Below are 25,813 nucleotides of genomic sequence, written 5' to 3' on the forward strand. Positions count from 1 at the left end.
GGGTTCTACCCCGTTACTGCGGACATTCCTGAAAAGAGGCACACTGTGCCAAAGGAGTGTTCATGTCCAGACGCAGAAAATATAGCCCAGAGTTCAAACGCGAAGCCATTGCTTTAACCCGGCAACCCGGTGTGAGTTGTCGCCAGATAGCTCTGGAGGTTGGAATTAATCCCAACCTGCTATCTCGTTGGCGCAGAGAAGCGGATGAGGAGACGGACAAGGCCTTCAAGGGCTCTGGTTCCCCCAGAGATGAGGAGGTTGCCCGTCTCAAGCGAGAGTTAGCCCGAGTGAAGAAGGAGCGTGATTTTTTGCGCGAAGCGGCAGTGTTCTTCGCAAAGGAGTCGTCCTGAGGTATCAGGCGATTCAACGTTGTCGCAATCATTTCCCCATACGTCTTATGTGCCGATGCCTGAAGGTGTCGGCCAGCGGTTATTACGCTTGGGTATCTCGCCCTGAGTCCGCCAGGGCAAAGGCGAATCAGCACTTGCTGTCGCGCATCAGAGAGATTCATGACGATAGCGGTGGCATGATTGGCTCACCCCGCATGCACGAGGACCTGGTTGCCGAGGGTGCTTCAACCAGTCTGAACCGTGTTGCGCGATTGATGGCCAAACACGGCATTCAGGGTTGGCCACGGAAGAAGCGCGGACGCTTGGGACGTCAATCTTATCGGCCACCGGGTATCCGGAATCATCTGGAGCGGAATTTCTCCGCTCTGGAGCCGGACACCAAGTGGGTGACGGATATAACAGAAATAACCACGCAGGAAGGAAAACTCTTTCTCTGCGTGGTCCTCGACCTGTTCAGCAAGCTGGTCGTTGGTTGGTCCATGCATCACCGGCAGGATCGGTATATGGTGATCAGAGCGGTTGAGATGGCCGTTTGGCAGCGACAGGGGAATATCCCTGTGATCCTGCATTCAGATCGAGGCAGCCAATTCACCAGCGGAGACTATCAACGATATCTCGGCAGTAATCGCTTGGTGAGTAGCATGAGTGCAGTTGGTCATTGTGGCGATAATGCCGCCTGCGAGGGATTCTTCGGGATGCTCAAGCGGGAGCGAATTCACCACCGGCGCTACCGAACTCAGAACGAAGCGCGAGCTGATGTATTCGACTACATTGAGCGGTTCCATAATCCCAGGATGCGACGTAGAGTTGCCGCTCAGGATCTGAAGTTGTCAGCCGTTTTAAAACCGTCCGTGGAAACGGGGTAGAACCCCCCACGAGTATTGTGCGCGAAGTGATCAACTCGACCTACCATGCAATGCCTGGCGATCAAGGGAAGATCACACCCAGGACACTTGCAGCCACACTTAGCGCCACCGGGAACATCCCGAACGTCCACGTACTTTTTCAGTTCAATGTGAAACCCGAATGGTATCTTTGTCTCACTCACGAAAAATCTCCAATTCGAGTGATGTTGGCTGTTGATAGCTAATCGAAATGGGCATTGAGTGTCAACAAAGTATCCAGACTCTTTGTGATCACATATCTGGGGGAGTAGCAATAAATTGATTTTGAGCACCACCTGTTTGCTAGCAAGGTGAAACTCTACGTTCCGAGAATTGGGTTCGAGGCCTATCTTCGGCAAGTTTGTTTAGCGGGTCCTTCCTAAAGTTAATCAAGCACCGGGGGGGTCGCTGAGCGTGGTTTTCACGTGTTTTCACATTTCCCTAGACGCCACAACTTCAGGAATTATCACCAGTGTGGGTCAGTTCGTTTCGCAAGTTCGGTACCCCTAAAGGGGGGTACACCGAGCGAACTTGCAAGACTACCGAACCACCGAACCGAACAAAAAATACCAACGGTGCTAAAACCCTTGGGGTACAAGGGCTCCCGGTTATTCGCTTTTCCGAATTATCGAACCGAACTTGACTGAACTTCCAGACGGGAGAAAAAGATAGTTCGGCTGGATTTCCGAACTATCAGGAGGTTTTTTAACCGAATTCGGGGTCTTTCCGGTAGATTTTTATCGCTTTGCCGTCCTTGCCCACGGTGATTAAATCCTGAACTTCAAAATGTTTTCTGGCTTCACTTACCCGGGCTCTATTGATTCCCTCGTTTTTGCATAATTCGACCAGCGTTTTGTTGTGCAGTATTTCACCACCGGTATTATCCATTGCATGAACCAGGACTTCCCAGATTTTATTCTGTTGTGGTGTCATCCGGGGTTCCGGATCGTCAACAAACTCATCACCCTGAACCACTACAGCACTATTTCCGATTTTCCCCAGATCCACACTGTGAAGCTTCAACAAAACAGCTTCAGGTATTTCCGCATCCTTCATTTTAGTAGTCTGTAATGCGATTGTTCCGCCAGCCCTCGCCTCCACCCGGTGCTCAATGTCTACCGCACCCTTCAGGGCACTGGCACCACGGGCGCGATCTTTATTGCCCTGCCCAGTATGGTGAACAATTAGAACCGTGGTTTGCAATTCGTGTTTTAGCCGGTCCATGTGCTGAACGAAAAGCCCCATGTCTTTGTTGCTGTTCTCATCAAGGCCACCGAAATTTCTAGCCAGGGTATCAACAACAATCAAAGCCGGTGCACCATGATCATTAATCATCTTTATCACTAGCTGCACGGCTTCCCATTCCGTCAGTGGTGCAGCGGTAGTACTGACGTAAATGTTCTCAAGCTTCACTCCTCTATACTTGCACCAGGCTCTGAGCCTGCGGCCTATACCAGCGTGCCCCTCACCGGCTATATAAAACACCGCCCCTTGTTTCACCGGAAAACCCTGCCAAACCTCACCAGTGGCAATACAACAGGCAATGTCCAGAGCAATGAATGATTTGCCCACACCGGGCTCACCAAACATGATCACCATGGTGTTAGCTTCAATGTACCGCTCTACCAGCCACTGAACGGGCTCAATATTGGCTATCAACTCAGCACCAGAAATAAAGCGGAAACCGCGTCGAATCGGTGCCCTCCTTATCGGTTCCAGCGGTGGCAGGTCATCAAACAGGCTAACAACGTTCTGATAGTCCGCCAGCACTTTGGCCAGGGTGTGTTTCCACAACCAGTCCGCTGCCGATTTCCTGTCCCCCCTCCGATCCAGGGCAGCACCGGCCAGAAAGTGTTCTTTATCGGTGAGTACCGTCAGGATTGATTCAACGTTCACACCGGCGCTTTTCATTTCCTGGCACACAACAAGCAGGGCAGCAGAACGGTCCACCTCGTTTGAACCCTGTTTCGGATAGTCCTTTGCCAGCGGTCCTTCACCGTCTCGTATCAGGGCTTTCCAGCGCTCCCCTATTTGCATATCATCCAATGACACCAACGGTGCTTCCGAGTCCCATTCCAGATCACCCACGGTGAGATTTGCGTCAGTGCTGGCGGATTGTCTGAACCAATCCTGATAAAGCGTATTGAGGGCGGCACCGGCTGCTTTAACCGTGCCATGCCCTCCCACCACGTCCGCAGTGATCGTGAAAAACCGGCCATCCTGATACATTTCCCGGCCTGCCTTGTTGTCGCAGTGACCAGCGCCGGGCAACTCTCCTTTGCAGATAATGTGCAGCCCTTTACCGGACGGTGACCTTTCGGTGAATGATTGCAGTTCATCCACTGCCCGCCGGGCGTCATCCCGCAGGTTCCCGGATTCATCAAAGCAGTTATCCAGGTCTACCCCTACAAACGGATCACCAGCGGTGAAAACGAACCCTATACCAGTGTGGCCGTCCATAAGGTACGCTTCGCAAGCTTCATCAAATGTTCCCCAGTCTCCCCGCCTTTTCGTGCTGGCGGGCTTCCCAGTTTTCGGGTTATGCGGAACCTTAGTCACTTTTACGGTGCCGTCCCGCTTTGTCTTTTCCACCGCTTTCCAGACTACCCATTGGGCGCATTCCTGAAGCTCACCGGGAACCCGATCAAAGTTTGGCTGTAGAAGTCCCGGTAATATAGCCGGGGGCTCCTGTTCAATGTTCACTGTAGACATCGGGCACCCCTCCGATGAAAAATTCAGCAGTGCTATCGCTTCCCCTTACTAGCTTGGCAAGCCCTACGTATAACTGCCCGTACGCTGTAGCAGCAACAACCCTATCTACCTCAAAAACTGTCCTGGATGGTTTAAAATTCGCAACCAACCATTCCAAGTCGGCAAAAGACTCTCCATCAATGGTGCAATACGTGGCTTCATAGTCATTCATGTGCAATACACTTGAGATCTGCAATCCCATCAGCAAGGGGTCAACAAACCATTTACCCATTGCATCTTGCACAACGCGGTTGGACGCCTTGGAGAGTGAGTGCGGTAAGAAAATCTCATAAACTTTGATTCGTCGCTTTTCCATGTTCATAACCTACTCCCTCACGCCTTCTGGCTTCCAGTCGGTGCACCAGCCAGCAATTGATCAACAACATCAGCGGGCCAAGCTAAAAAGCGGTTTGGGAGCTTAATTGGACGGATACCACACCAGTGGCCTTTCCGGCATAGAGATGCACGGATTGATCCAGGCTGGACACCGTAACGCATGGCGACTTCTTCGGTGGAATACGCCGAAACAGCCTCGCGGGCAATCTTTAAGATTTCACATTGATGGTTTTCAGTTCGCATGGCTATACCCCTTCATGTTGGTCATTGTTGAACCGTGAAGTGGATATGATCGGCGATACCGGTTTCACCAAGTCAAAGGGTTACTTTGGGTTAGGTGTTTTGGGTTGGGTCTAACTATCGACGCAAGGGTGATTTATTCGGCGACTCTTTGAAAGCCACCCCCAAGCTCGATCAAAAGCCTTGTTGAACTTTTTTTCGTCACCGGACGGAGCAAAGTCTTTAAGAGCTTCCCTGCGAACCTCTTTGCGAGTCTTAACTTTCACTTCGCTCTCGGTGCCCCTCCTGTATGGGGGCAGATTTTCAGGGTCGAAATTCATTTTTTGAAGAACTCGTAAGATGATCTTGCCCCGTTTTTCATTAACTAAAACACGTGGCGCCTTATCCGAGCCTACCTCTCCACCGGCAGCCACTGAAACACTCTCATCAACCACCACGCCATATGGACGCAGGTATCTAGCCAGATCTCGCACCTTCAGCCTATCAGTACCCCTAAACTCGACTCTTCCATCATCAGGAGTAATAGGTTTAGCACCGTAGGGGGTGCGATCAATCAGCGTAATCTCACCGTCACCGACTGCCTTTGATAGCAGCCGAATATGCATACCCGCCAGATAAAGTTGATAGAAATTGTTTCCTGATAATTTGGGCAACACAGCTAATACCGACGGTTCACCCTGGCTTTCCAGAATCGAACGAACCCCTCTTGCCGCGTCAACTTCACTCTGAAAATCCCAACTCATCCGATGCCAAATCCTAGCCGCCAACTGGTAAAAAAGGGCGTCCCTGCCCTCCCATAAATCCCAGTTCTTCGGATGCATAGCTTTTGCCACCATGGCCGGCACTTCAGCAACAGGAACAGACACTTGGTTTACAGGCAAGGGAATCAGATAGACCGCTTCCATAGCCTCACCTCCGCATCCCTTCAAACCGGCTCACCGCTGTTTCCATCAAGCCAATTACCCGCCGGTTGTGCTTCCAAGGCTTCCCGCATACCCGCCAGCGAGTCAGAAACGTAAAGAGGGTCATGTTTTAACTCTTCCTGAACATCATCGTCTGACAGCATCATTAAATCAAAAGCGCCAAGCCTGCCGGATCGCGTTTCCTCTAATGACTGTTCAAGCTGGCAGGCTTCCCATTCGGTGATCACACCGGTGGCTGCTACGTTGTTTTGATTCATGGTCATCATCTCCTATAGTCCCGACTATCGGGTTTCAGTTACACCGCGCGTAGACGCTTACCCGCCACCGGTGGTTCAAACTGAATTCCGGCCTGTTCCAGAATCCACCCTTCAATTTTCTCGTGCCACTGTCGCAACAGGTCTAGCGGGCGCCGGCGGTAATGTTTCTCTACGGTGGCACTAGGCTTGTGCCCTTGGATTTGTGCGACGATACCGGCGGGCACTTCTACCCATTCAGACAAGGTGCCGAACGTCCGCCTCAGACCGTGCAGGGTCAACCCTTCTATAGCGGCAACCGTTAGTGCCCGCTGGTGTTGTGCCCGTGGTTCTACCAGGTGCCCACGCTTTGCAGTAGGGCTAGAGAATACCCATTCATTCCGGCGCGGTAGTGAGTCGATCAGGAAGGCGACATAAGGGGTCAACGGAATAATCCGCTCCCCTTCTACTTTGTCCCGAATCGAAAGACTCTCCCAACGAAAATCAACGTCTGACCATCGCAGGGTTGCCAGTTCGCCGCGTCTTGCACCGGTGAACATCAAGATTTGAAGGTAAGCAGAAATAACGGGATTTTGAATTTGCTGAACGCCCTTGAACCAGGCGGGCAACTGTTCACGCTGCAAGCAATCTGCTTTCACCCCTTTGCGGGGCAACGTCTGCTTAGCAATTCGTTTAGAACAAGCGTCAGTGGTGCATAAGTCCTGATAGCGGGGGTCATCGTCGCACCAGTTCAGGAAGGCTCGAAACAGGGCGAATGCTAACCGGGCACGTGTGGGGCGGGTTTCTACTTCCTTCGCCAGCCACTGTCCCACGATGCCCCCGTTTATGTCCGCCAGCTTCATTTTCATCAGTGGGGCTAATGCTCCGGGTTGTGTCTTTCCCTTTCCACGCTGGCGGGGTAAACCACCAGCCTGACTCATCTTATGATGATCCTTCAGGTGCAACTCACTCCACCGGGGCTTTCTCGACTCGATATAATCATCCCAAGCATCAGCAACGGTGGCATCAGCTCGCTTTGATTCGTTCTGTTCCTGCTTAAGATCATCAAGGCGCTGTTTCTTTTCAAGCCTGGGATCAATCCCTTGATCTAGCAGCGTACCCAGCCTACGAGCTTCCGCGCGGGCCTCGTCGATTCCCCACGTGCGGATGTCACCAATGGTTAACCGGATTGCCTTGGTATCAACCCTCCCCTGATAGATAAAAGCCTTTGCATTGGCGGTGGCACGAACCCCCAAACCCGGCACCGTGGAATCCCAAAGAAAGCATTGCTTGCCATCGGCACCACACTTGAAGCCATCAACCCTTCCGGCTGTCAGATTAACCCGCACTGTGAACCCATCCCTAAATATGAAAGCGCCGTGTAAGCACTATGTAAGCAGATTCAGAGAATACCGGTGCATACGGGTCAATGTAAAGAAGTGTCTTTGTTGTCAACTATTAGTTGAAAATCATAGTTTTACTTACTTTCTGATAGTTCAGGTCAACGCCAAAAAACGTGGACATTTAAGGATTGAAAATCCTCGTGTCGGTGGTTCGATTCCGCCTCCGGGCACCATGATTACTCAACAAAGCTCGCCTTGTGCGGGCTTTGTTGTATCTGACGACTTCTCCCCGCCGAATGCTCAGTAATCACCCACTGGCATCGCCTCACGTGGCGAAGCAGCAAGCCGACCAAACCCCCTTAGCGAATTATCAGGGTCGGCAGCCAACGGCTTTTCAGATTAATCCCGGTCACATCGTATTCGCCAAACGGCGGTACAGTGAGATCGTCGGGCGGCGCCGCCAGATTATTGAGATCCACCGCATGAGCCTCACCGAGGATGGCATCGTCGGTGACGGTCATCCGGTAGTAAATGCCGTTCCAGAAATTGGCACCGAACTCGGTCGGCTTTTTAAACATAAACAGCAGGTCGTGCTCCAGCCAGCGCAGGTCCGAAGCGGTTACGGTTCGGGGATTGTCGTACGGATAGGGAATCCGGCACATGAGCTCCTTCCCTTCCAGGCACTTCATTTCTTTCATCGACAGAAAATGATCACTGAAGTGCTCGGTCTCCACGTTTAACGTATACGCCACTGCTCCGGAATCCGTTGGCTGGGAAAAAGACACCGTGCCAATCCTGTGTTCTTTTTGTCCGGCATCCAACAGGTAAATGGCACGATGCCCCAGTGGAACACCGGCCGACCAGGCTGAGGATTCAACGAGCAACAGCCACCCAATGACAGCGCTCAGCTGCCCCAATCGTCTCAAAACCATTATTACCACTCCACCATGAGGCGCTACACGAGCGCATCCATTCAGTTTAGGGGTGGCGCCATGGCTCTCAATGGTACTTGAGTACCCTTTTCAGGCCTGCGACGCACCCATCACAAGGCGGCCACACAGCCATCACTGCGGGGATCGGCGGCGCCTTCCAGAACTCCATCCGGACGTCGCACCAATGCGCCGGCGTGCCCCATCGTGTCACTGAATGCCTCATCCAGCAGCTCAACCTGGTGACCTGCAGTCCTGAGTTGTTCAACCAGCTCAGGGGCGAAGCGGCTTTCCAGTTTCAAGCTGGTACTGACATCGCCCCAGGTGCGGCCCAACAGCCAGCGGGGTGCGGTTACGGATTGCTGAAGTGATTGGTTGAACATCGCATAGCGGCTGAACACCATTGCCTGCGTTTGCGGCTGGCCTTCACCGCCCATGGTGCCATAGCTCATCACGCGGCCATCGTCGAAATGCGCCAATGCCGGGTTGAGGGTATGAAAGGGTTTGCGGCCGGGGGCCAGGGCCTGCAGTGCGTTTGGATCAAGGGCAAAGCTGATACCTCTGTTCTGCCAGTTCACTCCAGTGTTCCGAAGTACCACGCCAGAACCAAACTCCCAAAATATACTCTGTATAAAACTGACAGCCCGACCATCGCGATCAATACAGCCCATCCAGATTGTGTCTCCCGGGGCGGCCGGATTGGGCCAGGGCATGGCACGGGCCGGGTCAACGTCTTGTGCCAATGCAGCCAGACGTTCCTCCGTCAGATAGTCATCCGGGTTTTCCGGCACCCGATCCGGGTCCGTGACGATCCGGTCCCGGACCCGGAAGGCCCGCTTGGTGGCCTCTACCAGGCCGTGTACGTAGTCGAAACCCTCAGCGTCTTTGATGCCCAGCTTATCGGCAATTCCAAGAATCATGAGCGATGCCAGACCCTGGGTGGGCGGCGGCAGGTTAAAGATACGCGCTCCGGCCACCTTTACCTGTAACGGCGTCACCCGCATTGCCCGGTAGTCCGCCAGATCCGCCGCGGTGAGCGGGCTTCCCAGACTTTGCAGCTCGTCACCCATGGCACGGCCCAGTTCGCCGCGGTAAAAATCATCCAGTCCGGCCCTGGCCAGTTGCTCGAACGTCGTTGCCAGCGTGGACTGTTTGAGGCATGAACCTGGTTCCGGCACGTTGTCACCGGGCATAAAGGCATCAAAAAACCCGGGCGCATTGGTCATTTGACCACTTTTATCACGGGTCAACTGAGACTGGCTCTGCGTCACTACGATGCCGGACTGCGCCTGATCCGTAGCAGGTGCCAACAATCGCGATAAGGGCAGAGGTTTCCCCCACGACGCCGCCACCGCCAGCGCTTCCTGCCAGCCGGCAATGGTGCCCGCCGTGGTTAATGCCGCCAGTGGGCCACGAGACGGAATCTGATCGTAACCCTGGTAGAATTCTGGCGTCGCCGCTTTTGCTGCCCGGCCGCAGGCATCAATGGCAACCGGTGTTTTGCCGGGCTCGTGAATCAGCCAGAAGCCATCACCACCGATGGAATTCATGTGGGGATAAACGGTGGCAATGGATGCGGCTGCGGCCACCATGGCCTCAACCGCGTTGCCGCCGTCGCGCAGCACATCACGACCGGCCTGGGCCGCAAGATGGTGGGGCGCAACAAACATGCCGTTCGCTGCATAGACGGTTTTAAGCATGATCTTTTTCTCCGGAATAGGTCACGACATCGATCTTGTAGGGAGGGCACTGAAAGCTTATCAGCTCATTAATCCATAGAACATCCGCAAGGATGTCATGAAGAGGAACAGCGCGAACAATTGCTTGAGCAAGGTGGCGTTAATGGCATGAGCAACCCGAGCGCCCACCGGCGCCATCAGCATGGTCGCCGGAACAATCAGCGCCAGGCCGATGAGGTTAATGTACCCCACCGTAAGCGGGGGCCGCGACTCAACACCCATGCCGTTGATGAGAAAGCCTATGGCGCCCGGCACACTGATTACAAACCCCAAGGCAGCGCCGGTACCGACGGCCGTAATCATTGGCACGCGCATGGCACTGAGGATCGGCACGCTGAGGGTACCACCCCCGATGCCCATCAGGGTCGAAATGCCACCAATAAACACACCCAGCAGCCCTGAGCCAGAAGCGCCAGGCAGGCCCTCGCGAACCGAGAAGCTGTCTTTCTTGAAGGCCATATTCAACGCAACCAACAAGGCGATGGTGGCGAATACGGCCGTCAGGCCCTGGTCGTCCATAAAACCACTGACGATGGCACCGATGACCACGCCCACGACCACGCCCGGTATCAGTTTCCTGAGAATCTCCGCATCCAGACTTCCTCGTTTGAAATGGGCGCGGGAGGAAATAATAGACGTGGGAATGATCGTTGCCAGCGATGTGCCCACCGCCACATGCATTCGGACGGCTTCATCAATACCCAAAAAGGTAAACAGATGATAAAGCACCGGCACAATCACAATGCCACCGCCAACGCCCAGCAACCCGGCCATCAAGCCAGCGACAATGCCTGTCACCAGCAGGGATAATGCCAATCCGATCAGCCATCCCATGGAATAGTCAGCAAAAAAATCCATATAACAACTCCTGAATGAGGGTTACCAGCCAATGGCTTCCGGCAACCAGGTCACCAGTTCGGGAAACTGAAAGAGCACCACCAACGCCACCAGTTGCAGCGCCACAAATGGCAAAACGCCCACATAGATGTCCCGAGTGCTGATGCCTTTTGGCGCAACGCCTTTCAGAAAGAACAGTGCCCAGCCAAAGGGCGGAGTGAGAAATGACATCTGCAAGTTCATGGCCACCATGATCGCCAGCCACACCATGTCGGTGCCATAGTTCATAAACACGGGCAAGAACATGGGCAGGGCAATATAAGAAATTTCAATCCATTCCAGAAAGAAACCCAACACAAACAACAGCGCCATCAGAAACAGAATCGCCCCGAGCTCGCCACCCGGCAGCAGTTCGAACATGGCATGGACCATCTGTTCGCCTCCCAGCCCCCGAAACGCCAGTGAAAACGGCTGCGCACAGAGCAGGATGAAGAACACCATGGCAGAGATCACCAGCGTGCCATGCAAGGTTTCTCTGAGCATTGCGGAACTGAAGCCTCGGGCTGCAACGGCGATGAGCAATGCACCCAGTGCGCCCATGGAAGCCGCTTCTGTCGGCGCTGCAACGCCCCCGACAATTGACCCCAGCACTGCAAACACCAGCAGCAGGGGTGGCATCACATGAGCAAAGAGGTCTTTGGCAAGCTGTTGGCCACTGATTGCCGCTCGCTCTTCTGCAGGGATTGCCGGTACCAACTCTTTTTTGAACACGCCCAACAGCACCAGGTACAGCATGTAGATCCCGGCCAGGATCAGGCCCGGTATAAAGGCCGCGGCAAACAACGCACCCACCGACTCACCCACTATATCCGACAGCAGGATAAGCACGAGACTGGGAGGAATAATCTGACCCAATGTACCGGAGGCGCAGATGGTCCCGCAGGACACACTCGGCGAATAACCTCGCCGCATCAACGCCGGCAATGTCAGTAAACCGACGGTCACGACCGTCGCACCGACGATGCCGGTGGACGCCCCCATCAACACTCCGACCAGGATGATCGCCAGCCCCATGCCACCATTCAGGCCACCCATGGCCTTGCCTATGGTTTCCAGCATGTTCTCAGCGACTTTCGATTTCTCCAGCATGACCCCCATGAACACAAACAGGGGAATCGCCAATAACGTGTAATTGGTTACGACCCCAAAGAGTCGGGCCGGCATCAGATTGAACAATGTTGTTCCGAAACCGAAATAGCCGGCCACAAAACCGGATACCGCCAACGAGATGGCCACTGGCACGCCGATGATTATCAACGCCAGGAACCCGGCAATCATGCCAATCACCAACCCCTCATTGCCGCTCATGCTGCACCTTCGGCGGTCAACTGTGCCGCGACAGGCAACGCATTGTCAGGATCACGAAACTGGATAAAGGCGCGGAAACAGTCAGCTAACCCCTGCAACAGCAGCAGCCCGAATCCCAGCGGTAGAAAGGCTTTCAATAGATAGCGAAAAGTCAGGCCACCCGGATCTGGCGAGCCTTCATTGAGATTGTACGACTGGATCACGTAGAACATCGCCAGCCAGGTAATGACGCCGCCGATTGCCACTGTGAGCAGCGACGACAGCATATCGACCACCGCCTGCATACGCAGGGAAAAACGCTCATACAGAAAGTCAATCCGCACATCGGCGCGGTGCTTCATCGAATAAGACAGCCCCAACAAGGCAATGGGCGACACCAGATGCCACTCCAGCTCCTGCAGGGACACCGGCCCGATGGAAAACAAATACCGCAATATCACATTGGTCGCCACCAGCAGAACGAGGGCGAGCACGCACAAGCGTGCCAGCCCCCCCATATGCTCCACCAGCCACTCCAGACTCTTGACGCACATCTTCATGGCTTGGCTCCCGTTACAGGTTCAGCAGAGGCTTTTCACTCAGCGCGGCCCAGGAGGCATGCTTGTCCTTAAACGCCATGTAGGAGTCGTAAACCTTTTTCATCTGCTCATCGGCGTTCGCCATGGTCGACAGCGTATCGCTGGTGACTTCCTTGAGGCGGCTGACAATCGGCGCTGGTAGCGGCTTAGCAATAACTCCCTCGTTTTCCACCAGGTCTTTCAAGGCATCGGCATTATTGGCTTCTGACCAGGACAGACTGTCCAGTACGGACGCCTGCGCCGCCATTTTAATGATCATTTGCAGGTCTTTGGGCAGGCTGTCCCAGAGCTTCTTGTTAATCAGCAGTTCCGTGACGTTGGTGGGCTCATGCCAGCCGGTGGTGTAATAGTTTTTGGCCGCCTTGTGCAGACCCAGGCGGCGATCCTGATAGGGGCCGACAAACTCCGCAGCGTCTATCACACCCCGCTCCAAGGCCGGAAAAATTTCACCACCGGGTAGCAGGCGAACAGTGACACCAAGCTCGCTGTAGACTTTGCCCGCCAGACCCGGAATGCGCATTTTCAAGCCATCCAGATCGCTGATGGATTCAACTGGATCACGGAACCAGCCGGTCATCTGCACACCGGTATTACCCATCGGGAACGCGATCAGGCCATAGGGCTCATAGAGTTCGTGCCACAATTCAAGACCGCCACCCTGATAGAGCCAGGACATCATGCCCTGGGTATTCAGTCCGAAAGGCACGGTGGTGAAAAACTGCGCGGCCGGAATTTTACCCGCCCAGAAATAAGCATTCGCCGCATTCATCTCGACCGTGCCTTCGGCCACTGCGTTAAACCCTTCCAGGGCCGGAATCAGTTCACCTGCCGCGAAATGGGAAATATTCAGACGACCGCCAGACATCTCACCCACTTTCTTACAGAAATCCATGGGACTGCCCGGCCCCTGAACATAAAAAGGGGAGCCCGGCGGATAGGCATTGGTCATCTTGAGGCTGAAGGTTTCCTTTGAGGCTGCCGCACTCGCAATGGCCGGCGCGCCAAGCGCAATACCTGCGGTAGTGGATGCCAGAGCTGCACCCAAAAATTTGCGTCGGTTAATAGTCATATCGAAAACTCCTGTGAAATCGTTTTGAGAAAGAACAGCGCCATTCTCGATCACCGTCGTCACAGGGAATTGCAGGTCTTGTGCCATATCGTGGGAACAATATAACTACATGTTTTAAATGTATTATTTTTTTATAATCGCGAATTTCATGTTGGACCGGGATGTATCGCGAAGAAGCACAGAATAAAAAAGGCGGCGACACGTTCGGTATCAACTCGACGGCAGAAAGGCAAAAATAAATGCATTAGGTACTTAATGCGCGGTGCAAAATTAACAAACGGACGTAAAAGGCGATCCGTCCGTACAATTGTCATTTATGCACCAGATCAACACACCCGCCCCAGCCTGGAGCGAAAGCCAATGACCGCGCTCATGCTCAGAGACGAGCACCACCCCGGCGATGTTTAACGCGTTTCAGCAGCGCACTGGATTCAATAGAGAGGATTTCCGGGCGAGCGAACAGATTCTGATTGACGAACGCGTTGAAGGTTTCGTAACTGTCCGTGAGGGTATGAATATGAAGGCTTTTGAGATCGGTCATGATGTACAGACTGACGACTTCTGGCTTGGATGCCAGTTCCTCCGCAATCGCTTCTATCGCATTGGGCGCGACCTTGAGGTCAATAAAGGTGGAAATCACCTTGCCCAGCTTTTCTGGGTTAATCACTGCGGTAAACTGCTCAATGACTCCGGCCTCAACCATCGCCTGAACCCGGGCTCTGGCATGGGCCCTGGAAACATCAAGCTGGCGCGCAATGTCCGCGAAGGAGGCACGTCCATCCTTAATCAGAAGATTCAAAAGTGCCGTATCCAGCTTGTTCATAAGATCAGTTCCGCTTCAGATTCGGTCTTATCATAAATACAAGTTCAACCAGAAGCGACTGCTGTCAATCGAAAACGAGCGGCTTGAATGCGGCTGGCTAATTGGTTACGGGAGCAACCATATCGAGGAACTGGGTGGCCTCGTCCAGAGAGGTAAACGTGTGCAGAACTTCCTGGCCCTCAATTTCGACGTCATAAATGATTTCGCTGGTGGTGAAGTCTCCCTGCCTTTCACTCACCCGGCGAGCCACCACGCAAATCAACCCGCGTTTCACCACAACGTCTTGCGATAGAACCATGAACGCAACCTTATTATCATTGTTAGTTTGTTGAGGATGGGTTTAGTCCGCCCGCCAATGTCAATCGCCGAAGCAAGTGTGCCATAAATTGACCGTCAGAATGTGATCCTTACCTAACGGTCACCATTTTTTACAATGATCAACAATTGACCCATCAGGCCGGGCAATCCAAGTCGTTAACGCCAACTATTGATTTCCAGCGCCACAGTCCGTACAACATTGCGCTTTGGCGTTAGCCTGGAGCGTGGATTCTCCCGAACCGAGTTCGGTCGCTAACCGAGTTACTGGATGATCAAATTCGTGTATGACGCCGATTAACGCTATCTTTAACATTAGAAAAACGTAATCAGTCAATGACGGGTACCCCACGACAGCCCAGGAGTAATACATGGCGGACAATGCGCCTCTGATTTGTAGGGACATCCATAAGAAATTCGATGAATTGGAAGTGCTGAAAGGTGTCTCACTTGAAACCTGCAAAGGTGACGTCGTCTCAATGATCGGCAGTTCCGGTTCTGGCAAAAGCACCTTCTTACGGTGCATCAACCTGCTGGAAACCCCGACGTCGGGCGACGTTATTGTGCACGGCGACCCAATTCGGTTCAAAACCAACCGCAAAGGTGAACGGGTACCGGCAGACAACCGTCAGGTTGAGCTCATCCGAGCCAAGCTTTCCATGGTGTTTCAAAGCTTCAACATGTGGTCCCACATGACGGTGCTGGAGAACATCATCGAAGCCCCGATCCATGTCCTGAAGGTTCCCCGCAAGGAAGCCATCGAGCGCGCTGAGAATTACCTGCATAAGGTGGGTATCTATGAGCGCAAGGATTACTACCCGGCCCAGATGTCAGGCGGCCAGCAGCAGCGTGCGGCCATTGCCCGGGCACTTGCCATGGAGCCTGAGGTCATGTTGTTTGATGAACCTACCTCCGCACTGGATCCCGAGTTGGTCGGCGAGGTTCTCAAGGTCATGCAGGGTCTTGCGGAAGAAGGTCGTACCATGATTGTGGTCACCCACGAAATGGCTTTTGCTCGTGATGTCTCAACACAGGTCCTATTCTTGCATCAAGGCGTCATTGAGGAACAGGGCACCCCAGACAAGGTCTTTGATAACCCGGACTCCGAACGCATGAAGCAGTTTCTAGCCCCTAATTTCTGACGGGGGCGACGAGTGGAACGTCCAATGCTATCTTGATCACATGCCTGGCAGGCTGACCCGTCCACAAAGGTTCACTGTGGAATCCTTGCAAGGTAAATCCATACGGCAGTTAAAACATGCCCATAATAAAGCCATCAGGCTAATAACCGGAGAAGTGACACATGAATAAACTGATTGTTGCAGCAAGCTGCGCACTCGCCCTGGCCGCTGGAAGCGTTCATGCCAAAGAATGGAAAGACATCCGCATTGCATTCGACGTTCCTTATGAGCCGTTCGAATACCGCACACCGGATGGTGAGCTGACAGGCTTTGAAGTCGAGCTGGCGACAGCTATGTGTGCAGAAATGGAAGCCAACTGCGAGTTTGTTGAGCAAGCATGGGATGGGATGATTCCCGGCCTGTTGGCAAGAAAATTCGACGCCATCATGTCTTCCATGTCCATCACACCGGAGCGCGCTGAGCGCGTCCTGTTCTCAAAAGCTTACTACAACACGCCCGGCGGATGGTTTGGCCGGGAAGGCATGGACGTAGACGTCACCGACATGGCGGCCATGAAAGGTAAAATCGTCGGCGTTCAACGCGGCACCACCATGGACACCTACGTAACCGAAAACATGAGCGGTACCGTGACTGTGAAGCGTTATACCACGGCCGACGACATGGTTCTGGACCTCGAAGGCGAGCGCCTGGACCTGGTGTTTGTTGATTACCCGGTTGGCGAACAGACCATTCTTACCCGTGATGGCTTTAAGGAAGTTGGCGACACGGTCAAGCTTGGCGAAGGCGTAGGCGTAGCGATGCGCAAGCGTGATGCGGATCTGGCAGAGCAGGTCAACGCCGCCCTCGAAACGCTGAAAAACGATGGCACGTACGACACCATCATGAAGAAATACTTCAAGTACGACATTAAGATGTAAACCCCGGTCGCCACCGGTGACCCAGGGTTGCCGGTGGCCACTGCACCTGGACCTGGACCTCTCTCCATGCTTGACCTGAAAGGCTACGGCCCGTCGTTGCTCGACGGCGCGGTCATTACCATTGAACTGGCCTTCCTGTCCCTTGCCCTGTCACTTGTGCTCGGGTTAGTGGGGGCATCATCCAAGCTGTCTAACAGCCGCTTTCTGCGGATTACGGCGACGACCTATACAACGCTCATCCGGGGTGTCCCTGATCTCGTCATGATGCTGTTGCTCTATTACGGCGGCCAAGTAGCCGTAAACAATATTTCTGATTACCTCTACAAAGTGTATGAGGTGGACTTCTTCTTCCAGTTTGACCCGTTTATTTCCGGTGTGCTGACCATTGGATTGATTTTTGGCGCCTACATGACCGAAACCTTTCGCGGCGCCTTCCTCGCAGTGGACAATGGACAAATTGAGGCCGCCAAAGCCTATGGCTTTAATCGCTGGCACACGTTCCGCCGAATTATCATCCCGCAAATGCTTCGTCACGCGTTACCCGGGCTTGGCAACAACTGGCAGGTATTGCTGAAAACCACAGCGCTGGTATCCATCATCGGCTTGACCGATATGGTGCGAGTGGCAGAACAGGCGGCCAAGGCCGAACGCTCCCCCTTCCTGTTCTTTATTCCGGTCGCCCTGATGTATCTCCTGGTCACCGCAGGTTCGGAAATTCTTATCAAGTGGCTCAACAAACGAGCCAACGTCGGCGTGATAAGGGGAGACTGACGCCATGACAGAACTGATTACACAATGGCTTGACCAGCATGACATTTTCACCACCACGACCATGCTGCATTACTGGGGCGGGCTGGTCACCACGGTTCAACTGGTCTTCCTGTCACTGGTGCTCGGCCTGGTGCTTGCGCTGCCACTGGCCATCATGCGGACATCGAGAAACCCTCTGATCAATGGCCCGGTGTGGCTGTACACCTATCTGTTCCGCGGCACGCCTCTTCTGATCCAGCTTTACGTCATTTATTACGGCATTGCGCAGGTCGAAGGCATTCAGGACACTTTTTGGTGGGATATTTTCAAGGCCCCGTTCTACCCGGCCCTGCTGGCCTTCACGCTGAACACCGCGGCCTACACCACGGAAATAATCCGGGGCGCCATCATTGCGACACCGCAAGGTGAGATAGAAGCCGCGAAAGCCTACGGTATGTCCTGGGCGCTTCGGGTTCGGCGCATACTGCTGCCAAGCGCCGCACGCCGCGCGGTTCAGGCTTACTCCAATGAAGTGATTTTCATGCTTCATGCCAGCGCCATTGCGAGCGTCGTCACCATTGTCGACCTGACCGGTGCGGCACGGGATATTTACTCACGATTTTACGCTCCGTTCGATGCGTTTATTGCCGTTGCACTGATCTATATGGCATTGACCTTTTCTCTGGTCTACGGTTTCAAGCGCCTCGAGAAGCACCTGCTAAAACACCTTAAACCCGCAAATGGCTGATCAGCATGACCCCTCACGAGCAATTGTTTGGAGCGTATCCGGACTGGCTCAGCCATACCCTCGCGCTCGCTGGCCAGGAATCGAAAGCCGCTTCAGCCACCCTTGTTGACGGCACTCAAATCGAACGCTTGGGTACTGGAGTGCTCGCACTCACACCGAGCCAGGACACATCAGACCATCGCCTGATTGTGTCCGCCGGTGTCCATGGCAATGAAACCGCGCCAATAGAAGTCCTGAACCATCTGGTGACCGAACTTCTGGATGCTCGCTGGCAGGTGCGGCGACCAACTCTGTTGATCCTTGGCAACCCGCCGGCCATGGTCGCAGGCTCGCGGTTTATTGAGCACAACCTGAACAGATTATTCAGCGGCGCGCACCAAAGCCCCCCCCATGCAGGGAGTGCCGAGGCGGCACGCGCGAGCTGGATTGAGCGCACCTGCAAACGCTTTACCGGCCAGGCGCAGGTCGTGCATTACGACTTACACACCGCCATCAGGCCATCCATGCGGGAAAAATTTGCCCTGTACCCCTATATCCCGGACCGCGAAGTATCCCGCGACCAACTGGAGTTCTTGCTGGCCTCAGAGGTGCCCACACTGCTGCTCCAGCATAAAGCAGGCACCACCTTTGCGTCGTTTTCGTCCACCGAACTGGGCGCGGAGAGCTTTACCATTGAACTCGGCCAGGTGCACCCGTTTGGCGAAAATGACCTGAGCCGTTTTGCGGGCATTCAGGACAGCTTGAGGCAGCTCATGCGCAATCAGCCACCGGCAGCGGCTGGCAAGTACGATGTTAGCGAAATGGTTGTGTTTGAGGTGGTGGAAGAAATCATCAAAACCGACCATCACTTCCAATTCCATGTTCCGGACGATGTCGCCAACTTTACCGAATACGCACCGGGCGAAATCATCTGGCAGGACGATCATCGCTGCTACCGGGTTGGTAACCAACCCGAAGCCATCGTGTTTCCCAATCGCGACGTACCTGTCGGGCAGCGTGTGGGATTACTGGTGCGCAAACGGCAGCCGTAGCAAGAGGAGCTTCCCTGCCCCGGTGCCTGCTATAGCCGCGGTTCGGGGAGATCGGCTGCCAACTCAAACGCGACCGAAGCCGTATTTACAAGCACCTTGAACCCCGAAGCTGAGAGCTCTGGCACCTGGGCGCCCTGCTCAACATCCTTACCCACGTGACGTGGGAACCGGTTCTACTGCGGGGACATCGTCGTGCACAACACCGGGTGTCTTGATCACCAGTCGACAGAGCGCGGGCACAACCAGTAACGTCAGTACTGTCGAAGCCAGCAGGCCGGAAATAATGGCCCAGGCCATGGGCGGCCAGAGAGTTGAACTGGAGAACGCCAACGGTAAAAGACCGGCCACGGTGGTGGCGGTGGTCAGCAGGATAGGACGTGTGCGTTGCTCCACGGCAATGCGTACGGAGTCGGCAATGCTGGCGCCCCCGGCGAGCTGACGATCCATTACGTCGAGCAATACAATGGCGTTATTCACCACGATCCCCACCAGGGCAATCACGCCGAGCAACGACTGAAAACCAAAAGGCGAGCCCGACAGCACCAGCCCAGGGATAATGCCCACCGTTGCCAGTGGTACAGTCAGCAGGACAATACCGACACGGCGGAAGGAGTTGAATTGCAGCAACAGGAAGAACAGCAGCAACAGTATGCCAATCGGCGCAGTGGTCAGGATCGCGCTGTTAGCGTTCTCGGAACCTTGGGCGTCACCGCCGTACTCAATGCGGGTACCTTCCGGTAATGGATTTTCAGCAAGACGAGTCTCAAGACTGCCAAGCACGTCACTGAAGCTGTGCCCACCCTGGAGATTCGACGTCACTGTGTTGACCAGAACACCGTTGCGAAGGTAGCGGGCCGCCGGCTCCCACGTCGTCTCGCTAGTCGCCAAGGCAGACAGTGGCACAGCATCGCCCCGACTGTTGTAGATATTGATCGACAGCAACCGAGCTAATGACAGCTCAGTGCCCTCCCGGGATCTCAGCACCATCGGTATCGGGTCGGCTTCCTGGCGGTACTGCTCGGCCACCACACCAAAACTCTGACCGTAGAGACTTTGTGCCACATCGGAGCGATTGATACCGTAACGGGCCGCAACGCCATCATCGACATTGATCGCCACGCTTGGTACGCCCAGGTCTTTATCATGGCGGACATCCACGGCGCCCGGGCTCAATCTGAGCGCACTGTAGACAAGCCCGGTCGCCTCGGCGCGCATTTCATCATTGGGGTGATAGACCCGCACTTCAATCGGCGCAGCACGGGGCGGCCCCTGACCCAGAATTCCGACCGTCAGGTCCAGCTCTGGCATCTCGGTGACGCCATAATGTCGCACCCAGCGAATCAGCCCTGCGGTGGCGGCCAGGTCGGGAGTTTCCACCACCAAACGGCCGCGATTCGGCGCTTGTGGCGCCCGCATCAGGTTGTAATAGAAACTGGGGCCGGTGAACCCCACAAAACGGTGTACCTTTACCGTCTCGGGCTGAGTCCGCAGTGCCCGTTCAAGCCGCTCGGCCACCGCGGATGTCCTGGCCTGGTCGGTACCTTCCGGCATGAACAGCTCGATAACCACCTGCGGCCGATCGGCGTTGGGAAAGAACTGAAGCTTCATGAATGACGCCAGCGCGATACTGCCTGCGACCATAAACAGGCTGACCACCACCAACGTTCGCGGTGCCCTGGAGACCAGATTGCCCAAAAGCTTGGCAAGCCCAGCAATGCGGTCCCGGGCACTGACCTTTCGAGGCTTTAGAAAACGCGAGGCCAGCAAAGGAACGACCGAGATCGCCAGCAGGTAACTGACTGATAGCGTCAGCATGATCATCACCGGGATTCCACGGGTAAAATCGGCGGTGCCGCCCTTGGATAACAACAACGGCGCAAAGGCCGCCAAAGTGGTACCGGTCGACGCACCCAACGGACCGGCCAGCTCCTTGATCGCGCCCACCAACGCTTCCCGCCGCTGGTGGCCGCCGTCCAATCGGGTTTGAATATTTTCGACCACCACAATGGCGTTATCGATCAGGATACCGAGGGAAATCACCATGCCAATGACGGCAATCTGATGCAGAACCCCCCCCCCCAGATCATAGAAACCAATACTGATCAGGGTTACCATCGGCAGGATCGAAGCAACCAATACACCCATTCGCAGGCCCATACCAACGAACACAACGGCGACAATGATCGCCACGCTCGCCAGCAGACTCCAGGCCAGATTGTCCAGCCGGGCCGACACCTGGTCGGGCTGGAAGAACATCTCCTCCACTGTGTAGGGCGCCAACTCAGGCCTTACCGTCTGCAGGCGCTCACGGACACGCTCCCCGAACCGGATAGCATCCGTTGTCCCCTCCTGCATGGTGATTGAAACCAGGACCACCCGCTCACCATCCGCCCAGGTCTCCGGCTCTCTTGGCTCGGCTGGCCCGCGCCAAATTTGCGCTGCCGCCGCCAGCGGCACCTGACTGCCATCCGGCAGTTCGATGGGGGTCGCTCGAATGGCGTCCAGGTCCTTGAATTCGCTGTTGGGCAGAATCGATAGGCGTCGCCCATCCGACACCACAAATCCGCCAGGTGTGACCTGATTGCGACTTGCCAAGGTATTAAGGATTGCGGCGGGTGGTATGCCCAATCGGTAAAGCGCGGCGTTATCCAGCGCCAGGGTGATTTGCTCCGTAACGTCGCCTTCGAGCTCAATCCGCGACACGCCCGCGATGTCTGCAAGTTCGTATTTCAAGCGTTCAGCGGCACTCGACAAGTCCGTCACCGATGGTGAGCCACCAACGGCCAGCACAATAGCCGGTATATCAATCAAACGATCATCCAGCGCCATCTGGCCAACGCCATCGGGGAACTCCAAACGGGCGCGATCCATCGCTTGTCGCACCCGGTCCCAGGCCGCGTCGGTATCGTAGATGGTGTCCTCCAGCCGAATACGCACCAGCGCCACGCCCGTTCGGGCTGTGCCTGAGGCGGTATCCACCTCTTCCACCTGCTGCAGTTCGTCCGCCAGGGGTCTGAGCACCAATCGCTCCACCGCATCGGCACTGGCGCCGGGGTAACTGACACTGACCAGACCGGCACGCTGAGGAAAGGAAGGGTCCTCCTGGCGAGGCATAGTGTTGTACGCCGCGATGCCCAGCAGGCACAGCATGACCACCACCATGCCCAGCAACCGGCGGCAGCCAAGGAGGTAACGGATCATGGCAGCAGCTCCACCGGATCACCGTCGGCCAGACGGGTTAAGCCGGCATACACGACCTGGTCACCTTGTCCCAGGTGATCGGACGACACCACCACCCGCTCACCCACAATACGATGCACCGTCACCGGCACCTGCTCCACTGTTTGGCCGGACACCCGGAACACACTGTTACCACCGGTGGCGCGCATAATGGCCAATACCGGCACACTGAGCTGACCACGAATCCGGGGCACGATGCCCACCTCAACGGGTTCTCCGGGCTCAAGTGTATCGTCCGGCAACCCGACCAGTACCGGGTGCAATTCGCCGCGAATGGCGCTGGCCTGGGCAATTTCATTGACCGTACCCATGACCGCCTCGCCCTGATGGTATTGCACCGACCAAACCGGTAGCGATTGCGTCAGGGCGACCTGGCTCAACAAGAATGCCGGTACCCTGACCTCCACTTCACGACCCTCGGGCGATGACAGCCGAAGGACTGGCCGGCCGGCGGTCACAAATTCATCCCGCTCGACCAGCAGGGCTTCAACCCGACCGGCAAACGGAGCCTTGAGCACGCTTTCCTGGAGCATCTGGCTGGCCTGCGCCAGCGACGCTTGTGCGGTGGCAACACTGGCCCGCAAACCATCCCGGCGCGCGGCCAGTTGTTCCAGTGCCTGCTCCGACACCACGCCTTTCTTGCGCAGGCTACTGGCGCGCTCCCATTCCCGTTGCGCCTGATCGAGTTGCGTCCCAAGTTCAGCCAAACGGGCTTTGGCCGAGGCTTTTGCCGGTTCCAACCCTGGATTGTAGAGTTTGGCCAAAACCTGCCCGGCTTCAACCCGCGCCCCTAATTCGACCTCTCGCTCGGTCAGGGTGCCGCTGACCTGAAAGGTCAGGGTTGCCCGTTGTTGGGCCTGGACGATGCCGGAAAACCGGAGCGGTTCGGCTACCTGATCCCCCATGACGACCGAAGCGGCCCTGACCGTCACTGGCGACTGAACCGGCATCGGTGCCGATTCGCTCGGACTGCAGCCTGACAAGCCAAGTGCCAGCACAACCCCCAGCACCAGCAGTGAACTTTGTTTCAAGGTTGTCATAGCCATGGTCTCCCTTTCATCCCTAAGGAACCTCTGATCAAGTCCATCCAGTGGTCGTTGGTTCGAGTGTATTTCGACATCATGTCACTCTTTGACATTTTGTCAATGACAAATCATGGAAGTGGTGTAAACTATCCACAAATGCTGTTACTGGAACGATCCGCGAAACATGGAAAACGATCTTAAGTCACGTCGCGAGCAGGAAAAGCTCGCTCGCCATGCCGCCATTCTTGATGCGGCGGAACAGGTGTTTTCCGAAAAGGGGTACGAGCGTACTTCAATGGATGACATTGCCCGCACCGCCAATTTGAGCCGTGCGCTGCTTTATGTTTACTTCAAAGACAAGTCAGCAATTCAGAGGGGCATCATGCTGCGGGCGGGCGAGAGCCTCCGACAGCGCTTTGCTGAGGCCTGCAGCACAGCAACCACCGGTCTCGGCAAGGTCAGTGCGATTGGCCAGGCCTATTACAGCTTCTATCAGGAACAGCCCGATTATTTTGCCGCCCTTACCCAGGCCGCCACGGCCATGCAGGACGCCGACGACGTTCAGGCCGAACAAATGTCGTGCTGTGAAGGCAAAACAATGGAACTCATGGTGCAGGCAATTCGTGATGGACTTGACGACGGCTCGCTCTGTCGTGAGCGAATTCACGACCCACTGCAGACCGCGCTGTACCTCAGGGGCGCATTGCATGGTGTGGTTATGTTGTGCCAGCAAGAAATGGCTGAGCCCGGACCTCTGGCCAATTACCCCAGTCAGAGCTTGATCGAACACACCATGGTGATGCTGATGTCGTCGATTGCTGCCTGACGTAACCCGGTCAACACTGACAGTACCGATCTTGCGGGCACAACAACTGAAGAGGCACCACTAACGCTGGAAATCGTAAATGGAGCCGAGCCCGAGAATCCCGGTTAACTCATCCAACGCGTGTCGGCTCTCATCCAGTAACATCGGATCGGCCAGGTCGGCCTGGCTAAGCTCATCCCTGTAATGGCCTTCCACCCAAATGTTAAGCCGCTCAAACAGCCCGTCGCTCAGCAGCACGCCGGGATGCATGGCACCCAGTTCCTCGTCTGTCAGCGCGACCCGAAGCCTGAGACAGGCCGGCCCGCCGCCATTGCGCATCGATTGTTTTACATCGAAGACTTCAACCGCTTTAATTGGACCACCCGACGCCACCAGCCTGTCGAGGAAATGACTGACCGACGCGATCTCCCGGCACTCCCCTGGCACGGCCAGCAACATGTCACCCTGCGGGGTCGTCAGAAGCTGACTGTTGAACAAATAGGAGGCCACAGCATCGGTCAGCGGCACATCAGATTCCATCACTTTGATGGCCTCAAGTTGTGTTCCTTTGAGTTTTGATCGCACATCTGACAGCAAGCGCTGCTCATCCAGGAAGGCCTGCTCGTGATAGAACAGCACGTTGCCATTGCCCACTGCGATCACATCGTTATGGAACACGCCGAAGTCAATGGCGGCCGGGTTTTGCTGGGCGAACACCCGGTGATCGTCGGTCAGTCCATGAAGCCGGGCAATGGCCTGGGAGGCTTCCAGCGTCTGTCGCGCGGGGAACCGCACCGGTGCCGGCAGGGACTCGTCAAACGCCGCCTGGCCGTAAACAAACAGTTCGACGCCAGGCTCACCATGGGCCGAACACAAGCGGGTGTGATTGGCCGCCCCTTCATCGCCAAACTGACTCACGGACGGAAGGGCATGGTGATGCGCAAAATAGGCCTCGTCAGTGAAAATGGATTTCAGGGCGCGGCCGGTCACTTCATGCTCGATCGACCGGTGAAACTTGGCGCTCAGGTTTGCCGGTGTAAAGTGCACGCGACGATCGGCGGTATCCGCGCTCGGTGATACCGTTGCCGCGTTTGCCGTCCACATGCAGGATGCCGAGGCGATGGCCGCCAGCACCACGGGATTCTCCGCCGCAACGGCCTTGAGAATGTCTGCATCCGACCCGCTGAAACCCAGCGCTTTGAGCGTGGGAATATGGGGGCGTTCATGCGGTGGCAGAATGCCCTGCACATAACCCCGGTCCGCCAGCCGTTTCATCTTCTGCAAGCCTTGCAGCGCAGCCTCTTTGGGATTTGATACGGCATTGACGTTGGATTTTGACGCCACATTGCCCCAGGACAGACCCGCATAATTATGAGTGGGCCCAACCAATCCGTCGAAGTTAGCTTCAATTGCGTGCCTTGACATGACAGCTCTCAT

The 25,813-nt window shown here is 55.3% G+C and carries 24 protein-coding genes; 7 read left to right on the plus strand and 17 right to left on the minus strand.

Annotated features, from left to right (window positions below; genetic code table 11):
- Positions 1-62: 62 nt before the first annotated feature.
- Positions 63-1,216 (plus strand): IS3 family transposase gene (locus GRX64_RS00240; protein ID WP_166263181.1). Its coding sequence is split into 2 segments (ribosomal slippage): positions 63-303 and positions 303-1,216, totalling 1,155 coding nucleotides; the frame shifts between segments, so codons are not numbered across the junction.
- A 723-nt stretch (positions 1,217-1,939) separates the two neighbouring features.
- Here GRX64_RS00240 and GRX64_RS00245 read toward each other — a convergent pair.
- From GRX64_RS00245 to GRX64_RS00310, 14 genes are all read right to left on the minus strand, one after another.
- Positions 1,940-3,184, minus strand: a complete 1,245-nt coding sequence (locus tag GRX64_RS00245; protein WP_166263182.1) for an AAA family ATPase — start codon at positions 3,182-3,184, stop codon at positions 1,940-1,942.
- A 742-nt stretch (positions 3,185-3,926) separates the two neighbouring features.
- Positions 3,927-4,307, minus strand: a complete 381-nt coding sequence (locus GRX64_RS00250; RefSeq protein WP_166263183.1) for a hypothetical protein — start codon at positions 4,305-4,307, stop codon at positions 3,927-3,929.
- A gap of 11 nt (positions 4,308-4,318) precedes the next feature.
- Entirely contained in the window at positions 4,319-4,564 is a 246-nt protein-coding gene (locus GRX64_RS00255) for a hypothetical protein (protein WP_207308678.1), read from the minus strand.
- Positions 4,565-4,674: 110 nt separating this feature from the next.
- Positions 4,675-5,466: a hypothetical protein gene (locus GRX64_RS00260; RefSeq protein WP_166263184.1), complete on the minus strand. Its 792-nt coding sequence runs from the start codon at positions 5,464-5,466 to the stop codon at positions 4,675-4,677.
- 20 nt (positions 5,467-5,486) lie between these two features.
- Positions 5,487-5,741, minus strand: coding sequence for a hypothetical protein (locus GRX64_RS00265; RefSeq protein ID WP_166263185.1), 255 nt, complete (start codon positions 5,739-5,741; stop codon positions 5,487-5,489).
- 38 nt (positions 5,742-5,779) lie between these two features.
- On the minus strand, positions 5,780-7,066 hold the full coding sequence (locus GRX64_RS00270; RefSeq protein WP_166263186.1) for a tyrosine-type recombinase/integrase: 1,287 nt from the start codon (positions 7,064-7,066) through the stop codon (positions 5,780-5,782).
- Between the two features lie 353 nt (positions 7,067-7,419).
- Complete coding sequence (locus GRX64_RS00275) at positions 7,420-7,992, minus strand: hypothetical protein (RefSeq protein WP_166263187.1); 573 nt, start codon at positions 7,990-7,992, stop codon at positions 7,420-7,422.
- Between the two features lie 110 nt (positions 7,993-8,102).
- Entirely contained in the window at positions 8,103-9,689 is a 1,587-nt protein-coding gene (locus tag GRX64_RS00280; RefSeq protein ID WP_166263188.1) for a gamma-glutamyltransferase family protein, read from the minus strand.
- A gap of 60 nt (positions 9,690-9,749) precedes the next feature.
- A complete protein-coding gene (locus tag GRX64_RS00285; protein ID WP_166263189.1) occupies positions 9,750-10,586 on the minus strand; it encodes a sulfite exporter TauE/SafE family protein in 837 nt (278 codons plus the stop codon).
- A gap of 21 nt (positions 10,587-10,607) precedes the next feature.
- Positions 10,608-11,933, minus strand: coding sequence for a TRAP transporter large permease (locus tag GRX64_RS00290; RefSeq protein WP_166263190.1), 1,326 nt, complete (start codon positions 11,931-11,933; stop codon positions 10,608-10,610).
- The gene (locus GRX64_RS00295; RefSeq protein ID WP_166263191.1) at positions 11,930-12,472 is read right to left on the minus strand and encodes a TRAP transporter small permease subunit; all 543 of its coding nucleotides are present in this window, start codon (positions 12,470-12,472) and stop codon (positions 11,930-11,932) included. The genes GRX64_RS00290 and GRX64_RS00295 overlap by 4 nt, the downstream gene beginning before the upstream one ends.
- Positions 12,473-12,485: 13 nt before the next feature.
- Complete coding sequence (locus GRX64_RS00300) at positions 12,486-13,580, minus strand: TRAP transporter substrate-binding protein (RefSeq protein WP_166263192.1); 1,095 nt, start codon at positions 13,578-13,580, stop codon at positions 12,486-12,488.
- A 376-nt stretch (positions 13,581-13,956) separates the two neighbouring features.
- Positions 13,957-14,403, minus strand: coding sequence for an Lrp/AsnC family transcriptional regulator (locus GRX64_RS00305; RefSeq protein WP_166263193.1), 447 nt, complete (start codon positions 14,401-14,403; stop codon positions 13,957-13,959).
- Between the two features lie 97 nt (positions 14,404-14,500).
- Positions 14,501-14,701, minus strand: a complete 201-nt coding sequence (locus tag GRX64_RS00310; RefSeq protein WP_166263194.1) for a hypothetical protein — start codon at positions 14,699-14,701, stop codon at positions 14,501-14,503.
- Between the two features lie 388 nt (positions 14,702-15,089).
- On the opposite strand from GRX64_RS00310, the gene GRX64_RS00315 reads away from it, so the two are divergent.
- The 5 genes from GRX64_RS00315 to astE all read left to right on the plus strand — a co-directional run bounded on the left by GRX64_RS00315 (position 15,090) and on the right by astE (position 19,306).
- The gene (locus GRX64_RS00315; RefSeq protein WP_166263195.1) at positions 15,090-15,860 is read left to right on the plus strand and encodes an ABC transporter ATP-binding protein; all 771 of its coding nucleotides are present in this window, start codon (positions 15,090-15,092) and stop codon (positions 15,858-15,860) included.
- Positions 15,861-16,021: 161 nt separating this feature from the next.
- Positions 16,022-16,777, plus strand: coding sequence for a transporter substrate-binding domain-containing protein (locus tag GRX64_RS00320; RefSeq protein ID WP_166263196.1), 756 nt, complete (start codon positions 16,022-16,024; stop codon positions 16,775-16,777).
- A 66-nt stretch (positions 16,778-16,843) separates the two neighbouring features.
- The gene (locus GRX64_RS00325) at positions 16,844-17,548 is read left to right on the plus strand and encodes an ABC transporter permease (protein ID WP_166263197.1); all 705 of its coding nucleotides are present in this window, start codon (positions 16,844-16,846) and stop codon (positions 17,546-17,548) included.
- A 4-nt stretch (positions 17,549-17,552) separates the two neighbouring features.
- Positions 17,553-18,275 (plus strand): ABC transporter permease, encoded by a 723-nt coding sequence (locus tag GRX64_RS00330; RefSeq protein ID WP_166263198.1) that lies wholly within the window; start codon positions 17,553-17,555, stop codon positions 18,273-18,275.
- 5 nt (positions 18,276-18,280) lie between these two features.
- Positions 18,281-19,306, plus strand: a complete 1,026-nt coding sequence (gene astE / locus GRX64_RS00335; RefSeq protein ID WP_166263199.1) for a succinylglutamate desuccinylase — start codon at positions 18,281-18,283, stop codon at positions 19,304-19,306.
- 147 nt (positions 19,307-19,453) lie between these two features.
- Here astE and GRX64_RS00340 read toward each other — a convergent pair whose 3' ends face one another.
- Complete coding sequence (locus GRX64_RS00340) at positions 19,454-22,507, minus strand: efflux RND transporter permease subunit (protein WP_166263200.1); 3,054 nt, start codon at positions 22,505-22,507, stop codon at positions 19,454-19,456.
- Complete coding sequence (locus tag GRX64_RS00345; RefSeq protein WP_166263201.1) at positions 22,504-23,586, minus strand: efflux RND transporter periplasmic adaptor subunit; 1,083 nt, start codon at positions 23,584-23,586, stop codon at positions 22,504-22,506. The genes GRX64_RS00340 and GRX64_RS00345 overlap by 4 nt, the downstream gene beginning before the upstream one ends.
- Before the next feature lie 169 nt (positions 23,587-23,755).
- Here GRX64_RS00345 and GRX64_RS00350 point away from each other — a divergent pair, with 169 nt between their 5' ends.
- The gene (locus tag GRX64_RS00350; protein WP_166263202.1) at positions 23,756-24,397 is read left to right on the plus strand and encodes a TetR/AcrR family transcriptional regulator; all 642 of its coding nucleotides are present in this window, start codon (positions 23,756-23,758) and stop codon (positions 24,395-24,397) included.
- A 60-nt stretch (positions 24,398-24,457) separates the two neighbouring features.
- Here the strand turns inward: GRX64_RS00350 and astB are convergent, their stop codons facing one another.
- Positions 24,458-25,801 (minus strand): N-succinylarginine dihydrolase, encoded by a 1,344-nt coding sequence (gene astB / locus GRX64_RS00355; RefSeq protein WP_166263203.1) that lies wholly within the window; start codon positions 25,799-25,801, stop codon positions 24,458-24,460.
- Between the last annotated feature and the right edge of the window lie 12 nt (positions 25,802-25,813).

The sequence above is a fragment of the Marinobacter caseinilyticus genome (genome assembly GCF_011074955.1).
In the GTDB taxonomy this organism is placed as follows: domain Bacteria; phylum Pseudomonadota; class Gammaproteobacteria; order Pseudomonadales; family Oleiphilaceae; genus Marinobacter; species Marinobacter caseinilyticus.